Origin of the sequence: Paenibacillus sp. FSL P4-0184 (assembly GCF_038004625.1) — a bacterium.
Lineage (GTDB): Bacteria > Bacillota > Bacilli > Paenibacillales > Paenibacillaceae > Paenibacillus_AQ.
The window spans coordinates 1710790-1733186 of record NZ_JBBORN010000002.1; the positions used below are offsets into that span (position 1 = coordinate 1710790).

General features: G+C 42.8%; 19 protein-coding genes. 8 read left to right on the plus strand and 11 right to left on the minus strand.

The annotated features are described in order from the left end of the window. Positions 1-112 precede the first annotated feature (112 nt). Both MKY52_RS29465 and MKY52_RS29470 read left to right on the plus strand, forming a co-directional pair. Positions 113-1117: a YpdA family putative bacillithiol disulfide reductase gene (locus MKY52_RS29465; protein WP_042188927.1), complete on the plus strand. Its 1005-nt coding sequence runs from the start codon at positions 113-115 to the stop codon at positions 1115-1117. A 1-nt stretch (position 1118) separates the two neighbouring features. Beyond that, positions 1119-1562, plus strand: a complete 444-nt coding sequence (locus tag MKY52_RS29470; RefSeq protein WP_042188929.1) for a DUF441 domain-containing protein — start codon at positions 1119-1121, stop codon at positions 1560-1562. A gap of 77 nt (positions 1563-1639) precedes the next feature. Here MKY52_RS29470 and MKY52_RS29475 read toward each other — a convergent pair whose 3' ends face one another. The 3 genes from MKY52_RS29475 to MKY52_RS29485 all read right to left on the minus strand — a co-directional run bounded on the left by MKY52_RS29475 (position 1640) and on the right by MKY52_RS29485 (position 4971). Continuing rightward, complete coding sequence (locus MKY52_RS29475) at positions 1640-2449, minus strand: DUF4179 domain-containing protein (protein ID WP_341055376.1); 810 nt, start codon at positions 2447-2449, stop codon at positions 1640-1642. A 121-nt stretch (positions 2450-2570) separates the two neighbouring features. Then, positions 2571-3089 (minus strand): sigma-70 family RNA polymerase sigma factor, encoded by a 519-nt coding sequence (locus MKY52_RS29480; RefSeq protein ID WP_042194048.1) that lies wholly within the window; start codon positions 3087-3089, stop codon positions 2571-2573. A gap of 133 nt (positions 3090-3222) precedes the next feature. Next, a complete protein-coding gene (locus tag MKY52_RS29485; protein ID WP_341055379.1) occupies positions 3223-4971 on the minus strand; it encodes an ABC transporter ATP-binding protein in 1749 nt (582 codons plus the stop codon). A gap of 124 nt (positions 4972-5095) precedes the next feature. On the opposite strand from MKY52_RS29485, the gene MKY52_RS29490 reads away from it, so the two are divergent. Further along, complete coding sequence (locus MKY52_RS29490; RefSeq protein WP_042128412.1) at positions 5096-5611, plus strand: hypothetical protein; 516 nt, start codon at positions 5096-5098, stop codon at positions 5609-5611. 76 nt (positions 5612-5687) lie between these two features. Here the strand turns inward: MKY52_RS29490 and MKY52_RS29495 are convergent, their stop codons facing one another. Continuing rightward, complete coding sequence (locus MKY52_RS29495) at positions 5688-6005, minus strand: HesB/YadR/YfhF family protein (protein WP_341055382.1); 318 nt, start codon at positions 6003-6005, stop codon at positions 5688-5690. 546 nt (positions 6006-6551) lie between these two features. Here MKY52_RS29495 and MKY52_RS29500 point away from each other — a divergent pair. From MKY52_RS29500 to MKY52_RS29510, 3 genes are all read left to right on the plus strand, one after another. After that, positions 6552-8300 carry an ABC transporter ATP-binding protein gene (locus MKY52_RS29500; RefSeq protein ID WP_341055385.1) on the plus strand — a complete coding sequence of 583 codons (1749 nt, stop codon included), beginning with the start codon at positions 6552-6554 and terminating at the stop codon, positions 8298-8300. 47 nt (positions 8301-8347) lie between these two features. Then, entirely contained in the window at positions 8348-10435 is a 2088-nt protein-coding gene (locus MKY52_RS29505; protein ID WP_341055388.1) for an ABC transporter ATP-binding protein, read from the plus strand. A gap of 107 nt (positions 10436-10542) precedes the next feature. Continuing rightward, positions 10543-11796, plus strand: coding sequence for a winged helix-turn-helix domain-containing protein (locus MKY52_RS29510; protein WP_341055389.1), 1254 nt, complete (start codon positions 10543-10545; stop codon positions 11794-11796). Here the strand turns inward: MKY52_RS29510 and MKY52_RS29515 are convergent. The 3 genes from MKY52_RS29515 to MKY52_RS29525 all read right to left on the minus strand — a co-directional run bounded on the left by MKY52_RS29515 (position 11773) and on the right by MKY52_RS29525 (position 13945). After that, positions 11773-12237 (minus strand): hypothetical protein, encoded by a 465-nt coding sequence (locus MKY52_RS29515; protein ID WP_042188942.1) that lies wholly within the window; start codon positions 12235-12237, stop codon positions 11773-11775. The genes MKY52_RS29510 and MKY52_RS29515 overlap by 24 nt on opposite strands. A gap of 240 nt (positions 12238-12477) precedes the next feature. Next, positions 12478-12825 carry a four-helix bundle copper-binding protein gene (locus MKY52_RS29520; protein WP_042128424.1) on the minus strand — a complete coding sequence of 116 codons (348 nt, stop codon included), beginning with the start codon at positions 12823-12825 and terminating at the stop codon, positions 12478-12480. 94 nt (positions 12826-12919) lie between these two features. Then, on the minus strand, positions 12920-13945 hold the full coding sequence (locus MKY52_RS29525; protein WP_341055391.1) for a CobW family GTP-binding protein: 1026 nt from the start codon (positions 13943-13945) through the stop codon (positions 12920-12922). Between the two features lie 172 nt (positions 13946-14117). Between MKY52_RS29525 and MKY52_RS29530 the strand changes: the two genes are divergently transcribed. Continuing rightward, a complete protein-coding gene (locus MKY52_RS29530; RefSeq protein ID WP_341055395.1) occupies positions 14118-14630 on the plus strand; it encodes a MogA/MoaB family molybdenum cofactor biosynthesis protein in 513 nt (170 codons plus the stop codon). A 99-nt stretch (positions 14631-14729) separates the two neighbouring features. After that, on the plus strand, positions 14730-14942 hold the full coding sequence (locus tag MKY52_RS29535; protein WP_076283489.1) for a hypothetical protein: 213 nt from the start codon (positions 14730-14732) through the stop codon (positions 14940-14942). 1036 nt (positions 14943-15978) lie between these two features. Here MKY52_RS29535 and MKY52_RS29540 read toward each other — a convergent pair. From MKY52_RS29540 to MKY52_RS29555, 4 genes are all read right to left on the minus strand, one after another. Then, on the minus strand, positions 15979-18048 hold the full coding sequence (locus MKY52_RS29540; protein ID WP_341055397.1) for a serine hydrolase: 2070 nt from the start codon (positions 18046-18048) through the stop codon (positions 15979-15981). A gap of 271 nt (positions 18049-18319) precedes the next feature. Then, positions 18320-18874 carry a DUF1700 domain-containing protein gene (locus tag MKY52_RS29545; RefSeq protein ID WP_341055399.1) on the minus strand — a complete coding sequence of 185 codons (555 nt, stop codon included), beginning with the start codon at positions 18872-18874 and terminating at the stop codon, positions 18320-18322. A 113-nt stretch (positions 18875-18987) separates the two neighbouring features. Continuing rightward, the gene (locus MKY52_RS29550; RefSeq protein ID WP_341055400.1) at positions 18988-20157 is read right to left on the minus strand and encodes a serine hydrolase domain-containing protein; all 1170 of its coding nucleotides are present in this window, start codon (positions 20155-20157) and stop codon (positions 18988-18990) included. A 76-nt stretch (positions 20158-20233) separates the two neighbouring features. Then, complete coding sequence (locus tag MKY52_RS29555) at positions 20234-22288, minus strand: serine hydrolase domain-containing protein (RefSeq protein ID WP_341055401.1); 2055 nt, start codon at positions 22286-22288, stop codon at positions 20234-20236. Positions 22289-22397 lie beyond the last annotated feature (109 nt).

Below are 22397 nucleotides of genomic sequence, written 5' to 3' on the forward strand. Positions count from 1 at the left end.
AACATTATGCTTGCAATGGTTATTGTGTTTAATCTTATGCTTATGGCAAAATGAATGAATTTAGGGTAGGATTTAAAGAAAAGATAGTAACAATCAGGAGGTAACCCACTGTATGAAAGATGTAATTATTATCGGTGCAGGTCCTTGCGGCCTCTCGGCAGCTATCGAATGCCAGCGCCAAGGACTGTCCAGTCTCATTATTGAAAAAAGCTTTATCGTACACTCCATTTATTTGTATCCAACAAATATGCAATTCTTCAGTACCGCTGAGTTATTAGAAATCGGAGACGTTCCTTTCACCTCGACCAATGATAAACCATACCGCCATGAAGCTCTTGTCTATTACCGCCGGGCTGCGAAGCAGTATGGTCTAGATATCGCCGCTTACGAAGAAGCGTTATCCATTGAGCCTCTGGAAGATGGAACCTATGCTGTACATACGTCCAATATGCGTGGTGAGCATCACACACGTATCACTGCAAACGTCGTTATCGCTACAGGTTATTTTGATCAACCAAATATGATCGGTATTCCAGGGGAAGAACTTCCTAAAGTTACCCACTATTTCGGTGAAGCCCATCCATATACAGGGATGAAAGTTACTGTCATTGGTGGCAGTAATTCAGCGGTAGATGCAGCACTGGAGCTTATGCGTGTTGGAGCTACAGTCGATATGGTCTATCGTGGTGAGAGCATTTCCTCGAATATTAAGCCTTGGGTTCGGCCAATCTTTGAAGGGATGGTACAAAAGGGTAAAATCACTCTACATCTGGAATCACGTGTTACTGAAATTACGGCTAGTTCGGTTATAGTTACGAGTCATAATGGAGACAAAAAATCCATAGATAATGATTTCGTCCTTGCTTTAACTGGCTTCCGGCCTAGCCGGGTGCTTCTCACTTCTGCCGGTGTAGTTATGGATGACGATATGGATAAGCCAGCTTTTAATCCTTCAACTATGGAAAGTAATGTTCCAGGTCTTTATGTTGCAGGAGTAATCGCTTCAGGCCGCAATGCGAATGAAGTATTTATTGAGACAGGACGTGGGCATGGTAAACTTATCGCAGATCACATTCTAGCGAAGCGCAGTTCTCACAATAAGGAGTTGAACGTTTAAGATGGACATGACCTCTTTGCTTTTGCTTGGTCTTGCTGCGCTCGGTATTATAAGCAGTAATTCCCCTGTAACAATAGCAATGGTCGTCCTACTACTGCTAAGAGTTCTTGGCCTGCAGCAGACCTTCCCTTGGCTTGAGAAATATGGTTTAACCATCGGGATTATCATTCTTACGATCGGGGTCATGACGCCTTTGGCCAGCGGAAAAATATCGCTGCAGATGGTCGGTCAGTCCTTCCTCCACTGGAAGTCTCTTCTTGCGATTGCGATCGGTATTCTCGTCGCTTATCTTGGTGGGCGCGGAGCCATCCTTATGACCAACCAGCCCACAGTTGTTGCGGGTCTCCTGATCGGAACAGTGATTGGCGTTGCATTGTTCAAGGGTGTCCCTGTAGGACCGCTTATCGCAGCCGGTATTTTGTCGCTCTTGATTGGCAAAATGTAAACGGTGGTGCAACCATTCAACACAAAAATAGAGCAGCAATTCTCCACTATCGAGAGAATCGCTGCTCTATTTTATTTTTATTCAGCCTGAGAAATGGATTGTGGAATTTCCTGAGACGATCGTTTTTCTACAAACAATAGATCACCAACCCCATGCTCTGTTTGAATTTTTTTCAGTTGGGCCAAAGCTTCTGCTTCTGTATTGAAATACCCAGCTTCCACTAGGAATAATCCCTTCTGATCCTTTAATACGCGTACGTTCTCTAACCCGTATAACATCTCTTCAGCCATGCCTTGACTCTCGCCGGAAGGCTCTGAGCTTGTTCTAAGTGAATAGATAGAAGTTCCTTCCTCCACGTCACCCTTCTTATCCTTCAATGTAATCGCCACCTGTGCCGGCTCCTTATATTCCTTTACCTCATAAGCAACTGGCTCTTTGAAGGTTACATTGAAACGTATCATCGAGTCATCCAATGTAATTAAAGGATAAGCATCTTGAACATACTTGCTTTCTTTTAATGTCTCAAGATCTTTAACAGCTGAGAAGTTCCTTGCCCCACTCACGGTTACGGTCATTGTATAAGGATTGTCAGTGAATTTTACGTTATAAGAGCTTGCAAGGTCTTGTGTATTGTCCGAATTTGCAAAATTTAAAATCATTTGATCACTATTCTTCTGATGTTTCAACGAAATGAAATTGACATCTACTCCATCCTGAATCGTGCCGCCGCCTGCACTTCCATCCGTAAATTTCAATACACTTACCAGCTTACCTAGAACGGGCACTTGATTCATACTATCCGCGAAGGCGGGTACCGTATTTACACCCACTGTAAAAGAAATGATAACTGCTGCTGCAACTGATCCTGTCCATTTTAATCCGCTCATTTTTATTCCTCTTTTCTGTTGTTTATAGCGTTTTCCTCTTTCAATACCTTTTCGAGAAGCTTGTGATAGTTCTTCGGGGATTTCAATATCGTTGTATGCTTTCTGTAAACGTTCAAGTTTATTATCCAAAGTACTCACTCCCCTTCATATTAATTTTTAATTTCCCTAATCCCCGATAGATGACGGTTTTCACTGTACTCTCTGGCATGTCCAATACCCCGGCAATTTCCTTTATGGGCAAGTCTTCAAAATACCTCATCACAATGATCATTCTTGATCTTTTATCAAGGACTCTTAGCGCCTCCTGAAGATCAATGACATCCTCTATGGGTTCTGAAGCGTAGCTGCCTTCGGGATCTTTCTCCATATACACGATTTTTTTAGATTTTCGGATAAAGTCCAAGGCACAATTGACGGCTATTTTTGTGAGCCAAGTTTTAAAATATTGAGGTTGCTGCAGTTTATGAATTGAGATGAACGCTTTATAGACGGTCTCCTGTACAATTTCCAGCGCATCATCCTTATTCCTCACATAGGAGTACGCCATACGGTAAAGACGCTCTTGCATCCCGTCTATCAATGCAGTAAAGCTGTCTTCATCACCCGCTATCGCCTTTTCCTCCAGCTCTGTTGTATTCAAGTTCTCACTACCTTTCATGTTGCTTATATTTTTTAGACGCACGTGATATTCAAAAAGACTCAAATGGATTTAAAAAAATGGCCCTCTCTCCCGAGAAGACCACCTAAGTAGTTTATTATAATGTTATATCTTATCATGTATCCAAATGCTGTACGTTAAACAATCTCGCATAACTTCCGTCCAGTCCCATTAGTTCCTCATGTGTACCACGTTCTGTGATTTCACCGTTCTCAAGCACCACGATCTGATCAGCATGTGTAATGGTAGACAGTCTATGCGCAACTATTAGTGTAGTTCGTTCCGACGAGAGGGATTGCAGCGCTTGTTGAATTAAATGCTCTGATTCCAGATCCAGTGCTGACGTAGCTTCGTCTAGTATAAGAACCTTTGGGTCTTTAAGAAACACTCTTGCTATGGCTACCCGTTGCTTTTGCCCACCGGACAGCTTCACTCCACGTTCTCCCACTTCTGTATCATAGCCTAGCGGCAGCTGCTCAATAAAATCATGCGCATTGGCAGCTCTCGCCGCCGAGAGGACTTGCTCCTCTGTAGCATTAGGATTGCCGAACAAGATATTATCTCGTACAGACCCACTAAATAAGAAATTATCTTGAAGCACCATCCCAACGGCTCTTCGCAAACTCTCCTGCGTCAAACCCTGTATATCCTGACCATCCATCTGGAGGCTACCTTTGCTTATGTCATAGAATCGCGGGATCAAGCTTATGAGAGAGGACTTCCCGCCACCACTCATTCCAACAAAAGCGACCGTCTGACCAGGTTTGATACTTAAATTAATATCCTTCAGTACCCAATCATTCTCTTCGTTGTATTTGAACCAAACATTATGAAAATCAATTTCACCACGTGCATTCGCCAGAGGTCTTGCTCCCGGTTTATCCACGATATCATAAGGCTCTTCCAGCAGCTCAAGCACCCGTTCAAGGGAAGCAGAGGCTTGCGTGAGCACTGTCGAGGAATTAATCAATCGACGCAGCGGCGCATACATCCGGTCCAGATAGCCGAAGAAAGCAACAAAGGTTCCCACAGTCAAATTGCCATGAATCACTTGATAACCACCGTATCCGATGACTAGCAGTGGTGCAATATCCGTTAATGTGTTAATAATCGCGAAGGTAATCGCATTCCAACGGGTTTGAGCCATCGCTTTTTTAAGAAAGTTACCGTTGATATCTTCGAACTGCTTCTGATCCACTTTTTCCATGGTGAAGCTGCGGATGATCGAAATGCCTTGAATCCGTTCATGAAGATAGCCTTGAATGCCAGCCAGAGCCTGTGAACGGTCTTTCGTTAATACCTTAAGTCGTTTATATAGTTTACTTACCGCAAAGGCGTAAAACGGAAGTACAGCGATAGATACTAGCGCCAGCACTGGATTCAAATAAAACATAAAACCAAGCGCAAACACTAGCGTAAATAAATCCAGCCATACATTCATCATTCCGACTTCTACTAAATTTTTGGTCTGTTCCACATCATTTATAAATCTCGAAATCGCTTCGCCCACTTTTGTATTCTGATAATACCGCAGCGACAACCGCTGTAAGTGACTGTATAGCTTATTCCGCATATCGAACAATATCTTACTTGTGATCAGCTGGGCAAAATATTGGCGGTAATACTCCACCGGTCCCCTTACAATTACGAATAAAACAAAAGCGCCTCCGAGGATGAGCATCAATTGCGATACCCGCTCCTGGGCACTCATGGCAGGGTTCATCAGCAGATCATCGACTACGTATTTCAGAATCATAGGCAGTGTCAACGGGATGCTGAACTTGATCATACCTATAAAGAGCGTAAACACAATCCACTTCATGTAAGGCCGTACAAAAGTAAAATATGATTTCCATTGCTTCACAGGGATATTCTGTCCTTTCTCTTTACTGAGTTGCTAAGTACAGTTGACTTTTGCGCTCTACAGTGTTTTTATATTTTTAAGTCCATAAGTACGATAGCAGTACCCGAACTTCAGGAGGATAAAGATGTCTAGACAATTTGTGACGGAAGCCGTCATGATGGCGATTTACGGCCAGCTTCTCATATCGAGCAGCCCTGTAGAATATATAGTGCCTTATACGACCGTGATGGAATTATACGAACTGCGGGACAGTGATGATCCGTTAATGAACCGTCCAGATGATGACAAGCATGTCAAACTCAAGATTGGTGAGCTCATTGCCTATTTTGAAGAGCCACTTAATGCTAAAAAAATCAACCGCTGTCTGGCTGTTCCTTGGGCAAAAAGCTCTGGTATTCTACTAGGCGGACAATCAAAGATTACCATCATTAACAGCATGGATACCGCTGTCTACGGCGAAACGTTCGATCCTATCGAAACGGAGCTTCTATTGTCCTCACAACGTGAGAAGGTGCCTATTCTTACAGATCAATTCGAGCTGATTCAACGCATTATTGAAGGTGGAGTCCCTGTTCAAGTATACGACATTGACGATTTCGATTTTGCTATGGAGGAAGAAACGTTTCGCAATTCGCACTGATTATATCAACACTAGAAAAAGCCCTGCCTTTTGGCAAGGGCTTTTCACATTAGTAAAAAAAACAAAATTAAGACATTTAAACCTGTACTCCGCCAGGCACCGATTTGGCTTCATACATATATTCAATGTCATCGTCTGCCTCAGAATACACAATAGTTAAGCCGTAACCTTCCATATACCATAAGTCCTGCTCTTCCATGTAGAACACAATACCGTCTTGTTCAACTTGTATTGCCGGACGTGCAGGTGCCTCTGTTGCGATCCCTAGTGAGAAGCCAGGGTGAAGTCCACCTCCCGAGCTATAGCGGGGAAATAAACGAATATAGTCTCCATTTTTCAGATCCAGTTCTCTTTTAAACCAAGCTGCCGCTGCTTGACTAATTTCCATGTTCATCTCTCTCAGCTCCTTTGTATAGTCTAATCATACTGAAAATGAATCGATATTCAAATACCTTTATACAATTAATGTTTTCCCAAGCTCCTCAAAAATTAGTTTGACAACTTTGCGAACCGAGTGATAAACTCTGAACATAACTAACGGTCTACTAGTTATTACCAAAAGTTATTATTAAATCAATGAAAGGGGTGAGCGCGGTGTTTACGAAGTTACAGCCATATCAAATTACTATTGTTGGAATTTCCAATCAACCGAATACCGAAGCAGCCCAAGTGGTGAAACCATCCTGAAGTTCCCTGCGAGTGTAATTGATCGTATAACTTTAGTTCTTGAAGGTCTCTCACATGCCTGGTGCTGTATAGCACCGTGCGCATGATAGCTGTAAATTACAGGCATATCGTCCGTTTTCGGATGATATGCCTTTTTTGTCGGTTGTCATCTTTGAAGGACGACAACGTCGTTTTTTCTTGGCTGTTGAGATAACCACTTGCGCTTTTTTCCAACATCACAGCTAGTATTTTAACTCGAAAGGAAGGGATTTACTTGTTCTCCGTTCTCCGTAATCTCGGCTGGTTCTTTCGCCGAGAAAAAAGGCGTTACCTGATTGGCCTTATCTTACTTATTGGTGTAGGTGTTCTTGAATTATTCCCCCCACGTCTGCTAGGCAATGCCATTGACGACATAGTACGCGGTTCTATTACTACAGCATCTTTAGCCAAGTACATCGGTATGATCCTCATTTTTCTGCTAGTCATTTATTGGATTACCTACATATGGATGCACAAATTATTCGGAGGCTCCAACCTCGTAGAGCGCCTCCTGCGCTCGAGATTTATGAATCATTTGATGACCATGACCCCGTCGTTTTTCGAACGCAATAGAACCGGCGACCTGATGGCTCGGGCAACCAATGATATCAGAGCTGTCTCAGCTACCGTTGGATTCGGGATGCTCACCCTGGTGGATTCTACAATTTACCTCACTGTCGTACTATTCGCAATGGGTTTTCTTGTCAGCTGGAAGCTGACACTTGCAGCAGTCTTACCATTACCACTAATTGCAATAGCTATGATTTTTTATGGTAAAGCGATCCATGATCGTTACAGCTTAGCACAAGATGCGTTCGGAGATATGAATGATCAGGTTCTCGAGTCTGTCTCAGGTGTGCGGGTTATCCGTGCTTATGTACAAGAAAGACTTGATGAGAAACGATTCTCAGATATTACAGAAGATGTATACAACAAGAACATGGCCGTCGCCCGTGTCGATGCCTTCTTCGAACCGACGATTCGGTTCTGCGTAGGGCTCAGCTACATTATCGGTCTTACCTATGGGATTTATCTTGTGTTCCGCAATCAGATCACCCTAGGGGATCTTGTCTCCTTTAATATGTACCTCGGAATGATCGTTTGGCCGATGTTCGCTATTGGAGAGCTTATTAACATCATGCAACGTGGTGGCGCTTCTCTCGAACGTATTGATGAGACGCTAAACTCCAAAGCGGATGTTCAAAGTGCTGCCAATCCGGTTCAAGTTGCTAATCCTACCCGGATTGAACTTAACGATGTGACCTTCCGTTATCCCTCATCGACGATTGATAATCTAAGCAATGTCAGTCTGACCTTAAACCAAGGGCAAACTCTAGGTGTAGTCGGTCGTACAGGAAGCGGTAAATCAACGCTCCTCAAACAGCTGCTTCGTGAATATCCGACAGGTAATGGTGAAATTCTCATCTCTGGAGTTCCGATTCAACAGATTTCATTGGATCAGCTACACAGCTGGATGGGTTATGTTCCTCAAGAACAGATCCTGTTCTCCAAATCAGTACGTCAGAATATTCAATTTGGTCTAGACAACGCGGATGACGATACGATCATGAAAGCTATCACAGCTGCCGCCTTCCAAAATGACTTAGGAACATTATCCGATGGTTTAGATACGTTGGTTGGTGAACGTGGTGTATCCTTATCCGGTGGACAAAAACAACGTGTATCCTTATCCAGAGCCTTTATCGCAAATCCAGATGTACTGATTCTGGACGATGCCTTATCCGCTGTTGACGCTCGTACTGAAGCTCAGATCATTGAGAATATTCGCCAAGAACGTGCGGGAAAGACTACATTGATCTCTACGCACCGCCTCTCTGCTGTTCAACATGCTGACATGATCGTCGTACTTGATAACGGACATATCGTAGAACGTGGTACGCATCAAGAGCTGCTGGATATGAATGGCTGGTACCGCGAGCAGTATGACCGGCAGCAAGTAGAGAATAATTTATCGAATGATTAAAAGACATACTAGCTATGACTAAGCAAAACTTTTAGGAGGTGTCACCGTTGACAAAGAGTACAGGCAAACGCCTGCTTGAATACGCATTGACCGCAAAAAAAACCTTTATCGCAGCCCTTCTACTCCTCTCCATCGGGGTAGCGGCTGAACTGGCAGGTCCATTTATTGCCAAAAGCATGATTGACAATCATATGTTGGCCATCGAAAAGCCTTATTTTAGTACTACATCACCAAATGAGGCGGTTCAGTATAACAACGCTTATTACAAACGCGGAGACCGGTTTGAACCCGGGGAAGCTAAGGGTCAAGAAATTCGCATTCTTCAATCGGGACGAAGTTTCTACTTTATCAATGAAGCCGTAACACAGTCCGATGGTGAGAGAAAGTTCAGTAATGGTGAAATGCATATCACGCGCGGCCAGGATGAAGTCATCTATCCTGCGGTTAAACTTTCAGCGGATGAACTATTTGATTTTTACAAACCTGAGCTCCCTGGTATTTATCAGCTGGTCGGTTTGTACGCTATCTTCCTGGTCATCTCGATCTTTGCCGAATTCGGTAAAACCTATTGGCTGCAATCTTCGGCGAATCAGGTAATCCGAAAACTACGAACAGATGTGTATGCGCATATCCAGCGACTTCCGGTTTACTTTTTTGACAACTTGCCAGCAGGTAAGGTAGTGTCACGTGTAACTAATGATACCGAGGCGATTAAGGATCTATTTATTGCCGTTCTCTCTAATTTCAGTACTGGTATTATTAATATTACTGGTGTATACATCGCCTTGTTCCTGCTCGATGTTCGGCTAGGTCTGATCAGCTTGTTCATCATCCCGATTCTTATTCTTTGGATCGTGCTCTACCGCAAAATCGCTACAAAATACAATACGATCATCCGCTCACGTCTGAGTGAGATTAACGCTATCATTAATGAATCGATTCAAGGAATGTCCATTGTTCGTATATTCCGCCGTCAGAAGCAGCTTGGTGAAGAATTTGAGCATCTGAACGATGACTACTTGAAATATCAGAATAAAATGCTGAATCTGAATGCATTCACCTCCCACAACCTGGTGAACTCTCTACGCAGTCTCTCTTTTGTGATGGTGCTTTGGTATTTCGGACATGGCAGTATTACGGGTTCTACATTTGTATCTTTAGGTGTTCTATACGCCTTCGTCGATGTGCTTGGACGTTTGTTCCAACCGATTACAGGTATGGTGAATCAGCTTGCAAACCTCGACACTTCTATGGTGTCTGCGGGTCGTGTGTTTAATCTTATGGATGAGCCTGGGGAGAATGTTACCGATGGTTCCATGCCGCGCTATAAAGGAAAAGTGGAGTTTAAAAACGTATCTTTTGCTTATAAAAAAGACTTCGTCCTTCGCAATATTTCCTTTGAAGCACGTCCAGGCGAAACTGTTGCTCTAGTAGGTCACACCGGTTCCGGAAAAAGCTCGATCATCAACTTATTATTCCGTTTCTATGATCCACAGAAAGGTGAAATCACGATTGATGGCCAGAAGGTTACAGATATTCCGAAGCAATGGCTACGCAATCACATGGGGATTGTTCTTCAAGACCCTTACCTCTTCACTGGTACTATTGCTTCCAATGTCAGCCTGGGGGATGAACGAATCTCACGCGAACGGGTTGAACGGGCTTTACGGGAAGTCGGAGCAGATAAATTGCTGGCCCACCTTCCTCAAGGTTTTGATGAACCGGTTATTGAAAAAGGGAGCACCCTTTCTGCAGGTCAGCGGCAATTGATTTCGTTTGCCAGAGCGCTCTCCTTCGACCCAGCTATTCTGATTCTTGATGAAGCTACCTCCAATATCGACACGGAGACAGAAAGCGTCATTCAAGATGCATTAGAAGTCCTCAAAAAAGGACGTACCACATTCATCATCGCACACCGTCTTTCCACGATTCGCAGTGCAGATCAGATTCTTGTTCTGCATCATGGTGAGATTGTAGAGCGCGGTAGCCATGATGAGCTGATGGCACTCGGCGGTAGATACTTCCGGATGTACCAGCTACAAGTAGGTGCTGGTTCTAACAGCATAGACAATAACAATGGTGCACCCTCCCGACCTTCGTTAGGCAGCTTGCAACCATCGTTAGAGAAAATGTAATCGATCCCCTGAGTCACATCCAGTGATTCAGGGTTTTTCTATACTTGATATTAGAACATTTGTTCTGTAGAATGAAAAATAATACATATAGGTGAAGGAGGCATTTGATGCGTACATACACTATAACTAAGAAGCAAGCTCGACTTTTTCTCCTGGCTCACCAAAAGTTAACTAGGGGCGCTCTTCCTGCAGGTAAACTTAGTGTTTATGATTACGTTCGTCACGTAGGCTGTATCCAATATGATCCACTTAACATCGCAGGCCATAACCATGAGCTTGTCCTCCAAGCACGAGTTCCCGGTTTCACACCTGATCAAGCCCAAGAGCTACTGTATCAAGACCGACTTCTAATAGATGGCTGGGACAAGAACATGTCCATTTATTGTACAGAGGACTGGCCTTATTTTAAGCGCAGAAGAGAGGCATCAGCCACACACCATCGGGCCAATGAGCCAGTAATGGCTACAGTAGAACAGGTTCGTGAAGAGCTATTAAAGCGCGGTCCCCTCTCCTCTCTGGATCTAGATGGTAAGGATAAGGTGGATTGGGCTTGGGCTCCGGCTAGATTAACCCGGGCCGCTTTGGAAAGTATGTACTTTTGGGGGGAAGTAGTCGTTCATCATCGTGTTCATACCCGTCGGTATTACGATTTCACTGAACGCCTGCTTCCTCATAATCTTTTAAACACTGAAGACCCTAACCCCACTGATGAACAATTTCATGATTGGTATGTGCTGCGTAGAATAGGTAGCATCGGACTGCTATGGAATAAATCTGGCGATGGATGGCTTGGAATTTCTGGTCTAAAGAGCAAGGAACGTACTGAAGCGATTCAAAGACTGTTAATGGCGTACAGTCTCAGAGAAGTTCTAGTGGAGGGTATTAAGCTTCCACTCTACATCCGTAGCATGGACGCTCTAACTTTAGAAGCTGTAATACAGCAGGAGTCTGAAGATGCTGAGAGTCATTCAAGTTATTCGTTTGCGGCTGTCTTAGCTCCACTCGATAACTTGATATGGGATCGAGAGCTGATCCGACAATTATTTGGATTTCATTACCGCTGGGAAGTCTATAAACCAACCTTGGAACGGGAGTATGGTTATTATGTACTGCCTTTATTATATAATGATCGTTTTATTGCGAGATTTGAACCGGTGATGGATAAGAAGAACCAAACATTGAACATTATGAATTGGTGGTGGGAACCGGGTGAACACCTAACGCCAGAGATGCTTCCGGCATTAGGCGAAGCTCTGTCTGCACTGTCACGCTGCGTTAGAGCTTCTAAGATTCATTTTAGACCGGAGGTTGTAAAGGAGTGCGGATTAGAAGGGTTATTAGTGCAAAGTCTCCTCTTCTAACCCCAGTTTCGTGAACATTTCTGTACAATAGCCTTGTAATTTGATCTCTAGCCTTCTTGCTTTATTTTTGAAGCGTTTTAACTCCTCAATCATTTTCGCCCTTCCAGCGGGGGTGAACGTTTCTTGTATCCGTTCCTTGAAATAATCGTGAACGATATGGTTACGCTGCTTCCACACTTCTTCTAGCTGAGCGGTTTCTTGCTCTGAGAAAGGAAAGTGATGCTGGATTTCTTTGATGAGTTGACCGAGTGAATTGCTGAGTTTTCGCTGATACAAATCAGTCAGATCTGCTTCAGTGGGCGTCTTCCCTTGTGATAATTTGGTGAGCAATAACAAATTGGTCAACTGCTGTTCTAGAGCTTGACCATAATAAACTGCTAGTCCAAAATACGCAAATAACTCCTTGGATTGTTCACTCTCTGGTACTTGTGTATGCTTCATCTTTCCCCTCCACTTCTATTCGGCCTGCCAGAGCTATAATAAACTGATATCATCCAGGTGATGCGGAGAAGTTTATGTTCGCTTCATATCTACTGTTAATTCTCCAGTTCCCTACATATTTCCTCTTCTAGAAACGAAATTTAATCTAGCCTTGTGCTAAAAAGAAAACAGACCATGCTGTACATCCACAGCAATGGTCTGGTCATTTGCTTATTATATAGTTAGGTTGGGTATACATCCTTACGCGTATACTTCAACCGCATCGCTAATCAAACGGCACGCCTCAGCACATCTACGGCAGGCATCAATACATTCCTGACAATGTGTATGTATATGCTTGCTGCTTTCATCTGCACAGGCTTCACAAATTTCGGCACATAGACGGAGAATTCCGGCTACAAACGGACTTTGGCGAGTCATCGCTTGTACGGCATATGAACAAATATCCGCACATTCACGATCTAGCCGCATGCTTTCACGCAGAGAAGCAAGATCATATTCTTTTAGGCTTGAGACATAGCTATAATTACAGGCATTCATACTTTCTAAACAAGCGTCAATGCACTCCTGATATTGAATTCGGGTCATAGCCTTAAACCTCCTGTATTTTTATAGGGTATGCGATACTATTAACCTACAAGATTAGGAATGAACCATTACAACTTCTGACAAGGAGATCTGATTATAGACTTCTCTTAACTGTACTAGGACGAACGAAGGTACGTCCCTCCATCTCCAGTAACCTAGTGCGCAGTTCATTTGATGAGAAATGTTCGCCGATAAATACGGCAACGTCAGGCACTTCGCCTTGTGGTGTGATTTTCATAAAATCAGCTTCACGATAGGCATATTGGAAAAGAAACCGGCTGGAGGTGTCATTAAAGGTCACAATACCTTTAGCTCTATAAACATCACGCGGCAATTCTTTAACGAATTGTTCGAATTCTTCACTGTTTACTGGACGTTTAAAATAATGTGTGTACGCCATCACATGATCGTGGCTAGTATGTGTGCCACCAGTAGTGTATTCATCTTCATCATGCAAGAAGCTTTCGCGCGCGTCCTCAACCTCTTCCAGCTGTTTATCCGTAAGAACTCCACCTGCATCACGCAGCAGTTCCTCCGGTTCCACCTCACAACGCACAGTTGGCAGAATGGGTGCATAAGCGTTCCATTTCCTCAGTACAGCGTTAACCTCTTCCGCCTCTTCAGCGGTTATACGGTCAATTTTATTCAATAGCAAGACAGAAGCGCAGCGAATCTGCTCCTGCATCAAACGATAAGTTGCCCCCTGCTGTGCGCGATACAGTTCAAGAAGATGCGCGGCGTCAACGACGGTGATCAAGCTTTTCAGTTCTACTTTTTGATACAACGAAATCTCGGTTACGCCATCCACTATTTCCAGCGGATTTGCAGCGCCTGTTGCCTCGATCACTACGACATCCGGAGTCTCTTTCTTGATCAGTGTTGCGAGTTCTGTACTAAGATCACTTCGGATAGAACAGCATATGCATCCACCAAGTAGTTCTGCCATAGGGACAGTTTGCTCAACTAGCAATCCATCTAAATTCACTTCACCCAGCTCATTCATCACTACTGCAGGGCGTAAACCCTGATTTTTCCAATGATCTAGTAGGCGCTGCAGCAGCGTTGTTTTGCCGCTCCCCAGAAATCCTGACAATATATACACAGGTACGACCTGTTCCATGTTTCATCGCTCCCCAGCAAATTACAGTTATGTGTAGCGAGTGTACTACATGCGAGCGAAGCACGCAAGCGGCACCCCAAATTCCTGCTGAATTCTGTGAGTACAAGAAAGCTTGTCTTTACTTCTGCCATACCCTATCATGATAACATCTCTAATCTAGGAGTTGAGCCATTTGTCATCTGTTGAAGAACATCGGAAAGAAGCGCCTCAAACCGTTTCCTGCTATATCATTACTGTCTCGGACACCAGAACTATTGAAACAGATACCGGAGGAGCTTTGATTAAATCTATGCTCGAAGAAGACGGGTATGAAGTGATAGGCAGCACTATTACGAAAGACAATTATCAGGATATTCGTGAGCTATTGTATAAATGTGTTGACCACGCCGGAATAGAAGCTGTACTCCTGACAGGTGGAACAGGGATTTCTCCACGGGATACGACGTATGAAGCTGTTGACTCTTTGCTAGATAAAACATTACCTGGCTTCGGTGAGATTTTTCGGATGCTAAGCTTCACAGAGGACATCGGTTCGGCAGCTATTCTTAGTCGAGCCATTGCAGGTACCATGGGAAAGACCGCTATCTTTTCTATGCCCGGCTCTACTGGAGCCGTAAAACTGGCTATGGAACGGCTAATTATCCCGGAACTTCGCCATGTTATGCGTGAAATCTACAAGCGTTAAGCAAATACCCATTTTTAAATACAATAGACAAACAACCAAGCAGGCTTTTGTTCTGTGCGTATAATACGGTAAGTCCACACACAAAAGGAGCTGAAGGAAATGTCTGAATGTCCAAAATGCCCAGCCCAAACGGTTACTGACCCACCTAAGGTGGTCTATCAAGATCACTTCCACCCACAAGTAGTAAATGTGATTCATCCAATTGAAATCGTAAGACGTCACCACTGTGTACCTGTACCTCGCCATTGCTACACCTATTCTGTTAAAGATGTATTTGTGGATAACTCCATGATGCCTAGAGGCGGAAGATAACTCTACTTCACAACACTATTAAAAATCCCCTATAAATGAGAGACAGACTCGCGCTAAATGCATTGGGTCTTCTCTCGCTTTTTTCTGCAGAAAACAATTCAAATTCATACTCTAAACTAAATTCGATATTGAGGCTACGGTTTCCCAAAAAGAGGAAATCGATAGTTTAATGGATGAGTTATTCAAGGAATAGTAGTTATGCCCCGGGGAAAGTTTCCGGGGCGTTTTTTTATGTAGTTACCTGAACCACATCATCGATCTTAATCCAATCATAGTCATATTCTATTTGCAGTTTGATCCGCCGTAGTTGCCTGTCTATGGCGATCATAACACTCCCCGGTTCTTAATATCTTGAACTGGTTCAAATTGAGTGATTGTCGTCTGCTCCCGATACTGTTTCGAGTAAGCGAGCACTTGATTAATGTGGACTAATCATAGTGACGTAATCATCAAGATGATTTACGCCTTTTCTTATGCATTCCAGCTCTATAGGCCAGTATTTCTTCAAATGGTCCTTCTCTATCTCCCTGTTTTTGGACATAAAAAAAGCCTTGAAATGAAAAAAAGGCATAACCAAAAAATGGCTACACTTTTTCAACCTCAAGGCATATTCTATAAGTTGTCAATTAAGACAACAGCTCCTTCTCCAGCTGAACATAAGACAGCGGAGAAAATGAATGTGTTTCGTAATGAGGTAATTGTATCCTAATCATTGTAAAGGGGCAATAGCGTAAGCAGATTCTTTCAATCGCCTTCTATTGCCCCATACTTACATTCATTTTTAAGCTTTTTCTAAAAAAATTTGTTACTGTTTAAGGAAAGGGAAAGTAAAGGTTTAGATCGACCAAATAATAAAATACGGAAACCATAGATTATAGCCTGTCGATATTTTATTGAACAATAGTGTCCCATCCCTCACGAATAGAATGTGCTAAGCGCAAAGGTAGTGAAAAATAAAACTGGAAGGAAACAACAAGTTAGTTATGGTTGGAGATTCCGTCACGGTGCGAATGCGGCTGTAACGGCCGATAAGAGATTAAGGAACAAATAGAATCTTGTCAATGAAATAGGAGGCTTCTTGCCGAAGCAAAGGTTCTTTGGAGCGGAAATCGACTGAACCGTCAGAATTGGTTATTGTGACTGGATCCGTAACTCCGGCAGCAACAAGCTTGCTTACGGCCTTGATAGCCGATTCATCGGTTTTCCCTGCCAATCGGACCTCATCGCCAAGCGGCCATGGAAGAGGAATGCGCGTTAAGATGACGGCCATTTCTTCCCGAGTTATCGTGCGATCCGGTTCAAATCGGCCTCCGGTCTCCTCCCCCAACCAATGTTGCTCGACCGCTGCCTGTATCTCTTTGAAGGCAAAATGGTGTTCGATATCCGTATAACCGGATTTCGATTTGGAGGGCGGATAGCCGACAGCATGCAGCAGCATTGTGATGAATTCCGCACGGGTCATGGACGCCTTGGGGTCAAAGCTGCGCCCATCTCTTCCATTAATGATATCAAGCGAATGGAGCTTTTCTATAGACGGTTGGTAGGGGCTTTCTTTCGACACATCGGAAAACAACGCTTTTTCCAGTATTTTGGGCGAATAGGCTATCGGTGACTTGGAGGGTCTATACATATAAGTAATACCGCCATCCTTTTGTTCAAGAAATGCTATTTTCTTCCCGTGGTCATCCATAAACAACAAGGGATCTATCTTTTTCAAAGTAGTCTTGCCATTCCCCAATTTGTATCTGTCTTCCGCTACAAGTTGTCCGTTATTGTACGTAATTCTAGTCACAAATGACGGGGTATGCAGGTCTTTGTATAATCCGACATAACGCGCGGCTTGCTGTTCTGTCAGAGGTGATACCGATTCAGGCATCTCAGTGCTCTTCGGATAATAATGGTCCATAAAAGCAGCATACAAATCCGAGCGCAATTCGGAATCATTATTATAAATGACGAACATTCCCGTTTTACGCTCAGGCAGTAGCCATGTAAAAGAGGCATGTCCGGGGATGTTCCCACCTTTGCTGACGACATACTGACCATTCGACAGTTCATTGAAAATGCTTTCAAATCCATAGCTTGTAATAGGTATGGCCGGATGAGCGAAAACGGAAAACTTGGTCATTCGTTGAACACTTTGTTCACTTAACATTTGCCGATCTCCGGCCTTTCCTTTTTGTAGAAGCATGATCATGAATTTAGCCATATCGCTTCCGGTGGACAACATTCCGCCCTGAGGCATGTCCGTAGGATAAAGGCCATACTCCGGATATGGTGTGCCTTCCGGATCGTAAGCTGCAGCCATTCGGGCTTTAAGCTCTGGGGTTACAAGATCATGGGAAGAATTCATGTCGAGTGGTTGAAAGATGTTTTTATCCATGTATTCATGAAAAGGGAGCCCGGTAACTTGTTCCACGGCATATCCCGCCAAAGCAAAAGCATAATCGTCATACTGGTAGGCTTCCCCCGGCGTCCGGACGATGGTTGGCATTCGATCCATTAAGAAATCTCGAAGAGAATTCTCTTGATTGAGAAGATCGGGCGAGGCGTCATCGTCTTTTTCATATGGGAAATCGAACCCAGTCATGTGGGTCAGCATATTTTCCAAAGTTAGCAGTTTACCTGTCGAATTTGGTATTGTGATACCTCCGAGATATGATTGGATGTCCTGATCCAGCTTGATCTTCCCTTGGTCTACAAGCTGCAGCACAGCCGCAGCTGTAAGCGTCTTAGAAATGGAACCGATGCGAAAAACGGTATTAGAATCAACTGGGGTTTTGCTTTCTTTGTTTGCATACCCGTATCCTTTGGATAAAACCACTTGTCCGTCATGAACGACGACGAACATGGCACCCGGAACATTGAACTTCTTCAGGCTCTTCCCAAAGTAATTGTCCGCGAAGGCCTCCACTTCTTTGGGGTCAACCAGACCGCTTGGAGCAGCAGGAACAGCTGCAGTCTGAATCGCTGTGATTGTTTGTCTCTTAAGAGGGAGCTGTTCCGCACTGACACTATACCCTCCGACCAAAGCAATTAAGTAAGTCACAGCTAGAGACGTGCTTAGCGTTACAGCGAGCACTTTTGAAACTCTTTTTTTACGCATTAGAAAATCCTCCGTCAATGAAATTAGTATAGGCTGAAAGTACCCTCTCAGTGTAATATGATGAATTATTTCCCCACACAGTCTTCCGACTAGTTCATCACCTAGCCTAAGGTCATGCAAAAAAAGGTCAGACCTCAGCAGCTAACTCCGATGGCTACGGTGTGCCTTTCGATTGTTTCGATTGCGATTGACGATATATGCCTACAAAAAAATAGGCCAGCCAGAAATCGGGGTACGGTTGGTCTATGAATGACCGTCGCGTCCCGGTTCATTATATTAATTTCTTTTTCTGACTAATTGCCTGAATATATTTAATAGTAAGCTTCCATAAGATTTTCCCAAACCAAAACATTAACACTCCAATCACAATAGAAATTGGCAAGGAATGCATTGGGCTTGGTGTAAATGCTCCCATTTCGATTGTTATTCCCCCAATATCAAATCCCATATGTTGTCCGACAAATTTAAGAATTCCGCCTATCGGCGTAATAACTCCACCAATTATTAAAGCAATGGAAAGAGTACTGATGAACGGCAAGAGTAAGATACCACTAACACCTACAAAACTATTACAAAGAGCAAATATTGCACCAAATTTACGCCAACTAAATTTACTGTTCATTGAAATGGCTTTACCTAAGTATACTTTCGCTAATTCTTTTGGGTTTCCTAACCGTTCGATGATTTGCTCAGTAGATACACCATTATTATGCAATTCAAGTATTACACTTTTGATTTCTTTTAAAATGTCAATACGCTCGGAATCGGTCATCGATTTCAAATGATTTTCAATTTTCATTAGATAATCATTCATAATTTCATCCATAATTTAACTCTCCTTTAATTACTGATATAGCTGTTAATAAATTATCATAATCTTCAAATAAGGGACCAAGCCCCTTGTATTGCGTAGAATTTATCCGTATTTTCCATTTTTTCCTACTTGCTAAATTCAGCAAGTAAAATACTTTTAAACGGATTAGGACTGTTATCTCTACCCAAACTGTTCAAACTGACGACCAACGTATGATTGCCTCCAAGTGTACCTCCAGCAATCGTAGAAAACCCTAGAATGCCACCTGTGTGTCCCCATATCGAGACACCGTTTGGAAGCTTAGTTTCAAAGATTCCAAGACCATATCCATCGATTCCTGCTCTTCCTGTAGGAACTGTAGTAAGCATTTGTTTTAGTTGCTGTTTCTTGAGTAATTTGCCACCGAGCAAGGAAGAGAAGAATTTATTTAAGTTATCAGCAGTAGAAATCATATCTCCAGCCGAGCTACCTGCACTTGGATTATAATAAGTAACGTCTTTAATCTCACTTGCTTCGTCTGGTTGGGAATATCCCCGAGCATGCTTGGTGCCTGGAATAACGCTTGAATTGCCAGGTAGGAATGTATCCGACAATTCAAGGGGTTCAATAATCCGATTCTCAATCTCTTCCGCATAGCTGTTTCCGGTTAATTTCTCAATAAGAATACCCAGTAATACGTATCCTGTGTTTGAATAAGACCATCCCTTTCCTGGGACAAAATCTGGGGGCAGAGAAATCCCCATCTTAACTATTTCTTCAGCCGTATACGATTTTTTCGTATCCATAAAATCTGCGCCTTTGAATCTTGAGTATTCAGCGATACCACTTGTATGGTTCAATATCTGCCGGATGGTAATTTGTTTACCATTATATCCGTTTCCTTGAATGAAACCAGGCAGCCATTTTTCGATGGAGTCGTCTAGATTCAAGCGGTTCTCTCCAGCTAATTGAAGTACAACCGTTGCGGTGAACGTCTTCGTCACGCTGCCAATGCGAAATCGAAAATCTGTTTCCATTGGTTTCTTGGTGCTCAGATTCGCTACCCCAGCGGCATAACCCCACGTTTTTCCACCCTCAGAAGTTTTAGCAAGTATCCCTGGGAATCCAAGTTGCAAAGTATCCCGCATTGCTTGCTTGACGGAATTATGATCTCGTTGAGTGGTTGTTTGTAACGATCTAGATACATTTTGAGTGGGTTCTGCTTTTACAAATGAGCTTGGCGATGTGTATAGCAGGGAACTTCCAGTTATTAAAAGGGCCAGACTTGCAAATGTAATTTGACTACGCATTTTCATAAGGCATTCCTCTTCTCAATTAATATTGTAAGTTTGAAATCATCTTCCTAATTGTTGTTTTACAAAGTTGAGTCGTCTACTTATTCATCAAATTAATTTTAAATATATCACCCTCATTACCACCAAAAACGATCATCCCACCTACAGGTAGAACTACCGAATGAGTGCTCGTTGCCTTTGAAAAGTTCACAACCATTCCATCTGCGTCATAAACGGCAAATTCTCCACTTACTGGAGTATCAACGTTCATGACTCGATTGGCTGATTGATCATCAATTTTATACCATACAGCCTGACCACCCGATGGTATGGTGCAAAACGAGTCGTTCCCTTCATAAATGGGTTGAATAGCATCTTCACTTATATAGGATTGTCCGTCGATCTTTAAATACTCTTTATGGTTCTCATTATAGAAATTCAAATCGAAAGCATCTCTTCCGTTCAAAGTAGGAATCTCAATTACATTTACTGCTTTATTCTCGTCAACAATTTTAGTGCCGGATGCGTATCCATGGTTGATATCAACGGATATATTTTTGGCCAAAAGCGATTTGCTCAAATACAACATTGAAGTTATCTTTTCATCCAAAGAGTAGTAGTTTTTTTCATTTCTATGTTCCCATATCGTTTTAGTTGACTGATTTAGAGGATTGGAATCTAATTTTTGATATTCGTAGGTTACCGCAACTGTTTGACCTAATCCTGGAGTATCCGTATAAGCGTTAAGTTTTAAATAGGTTGTTCCATTCTTCTGGTGGTCAAAGCTTATGGTTGCATTCCCATCGTTGTTTTTAAATTGTCCATTGCCCGTATATACATATTTTTGAGGCGGTATCGATCCAAATCCTAGATCGGGTAAATCAATCTCTCCGTTCTTTATCTCCAGATTTACCGTTTTACCTACGGTACCGTATAATCCAGAGTAAGCAAGTAAATCGGATGGCATGTCCACTTTCAATGGAGGTTCAAATGTTTTTTTAGGTAGGATTTCTTTAATGATGCCTTTGGCGCTTATATATTCTAATAAAATATTAGATGCAAATATACTATTGTAAATACCACTACCTCCCGATGAAAGTACAGCTATAGAAATGTCATGTTCGGGTAGGGTAGTCAAAGCAGCATGATACATATACGTATCTCCACCTTTGAATAATGCGGTTATTCCGTAATCACTAAATGGTGCTAAACGGACGGCATCCCAACCCAGGCCATAATTAATGGTGTTTGTCTCTTCAGAAACCCACACACCCTTTCTATACTCATGACTTTGCATAGCCATTGCTGACTTCTCAGATAAAATATCCGTTCGATTCCCGATTAATACTTCAGCAAACTTACTTACTTCTTCGGCCGTGGAGTAGATGCCTCCTGTCCCAATGAGATTGGCATTCTCGGTGGGTAAAGCTTGATCGATCCCGGGAAAATAAGTTTTTGTGAGTCTGTCTCTATCAAACGAATCACGTGGTGTTTGGGTAGAGGTTAATTGAAGAGGCTTGCTAATATGGGTTTCAAGAAATTCGCTGTAACTTAAACCGCTCACTCTTTCAACCAAGATTTCAAGCAGTTGAAAACCATCATTACAATATACCGAAAATTCGCCGGGGTTTGACTTTAAGTTATCTGATTGTAATTTGACCAATAATTCATCATGATTTTTCGTGTCATTATCATCAAACAAAAAACTATTCCCATAGTGACTACCGTAAATTCCTGAAGAATGATTCATCAACATGCGTGGCGTAATCTCTTTATATCGTTCATCTGCCATTTTAAAGTCCTTAATGTACGTGGTTAGTGGTTGATCAATATCAACTTGATTAGAATCAGCTAGCATCATCGTTGCAGCAGACACATACGTTTTACTTACTGAGCCTATTCCAAACATCGTCTCTTTGGTTATCGGACTCTTGGTCGCTTTATCGTAGACACCAGCACTATCCGATAAAACAATGGATCCATGATCCAAAATTGCATACTGTAATCCACTTGCACCATAATCGGACACGATCTTCGAAGCCAGCTTCTGTGCCTTTTCTTTTACAGTATCATTATTCGTTAGAGCAAAAGCAGGGGTGACTGGTATTGCAAAAAGTATTGCAGTCATAACTACGGAAACCATCTTCTTCATTATTAATCCCTCCTCGTATTCCATCTAGATGTGACTTACTGAAATCATCATACAAGGAAGAACGCTGTTAGAATGAAAATGGCCCTGAAACGCAAAAAATAATCCCTAA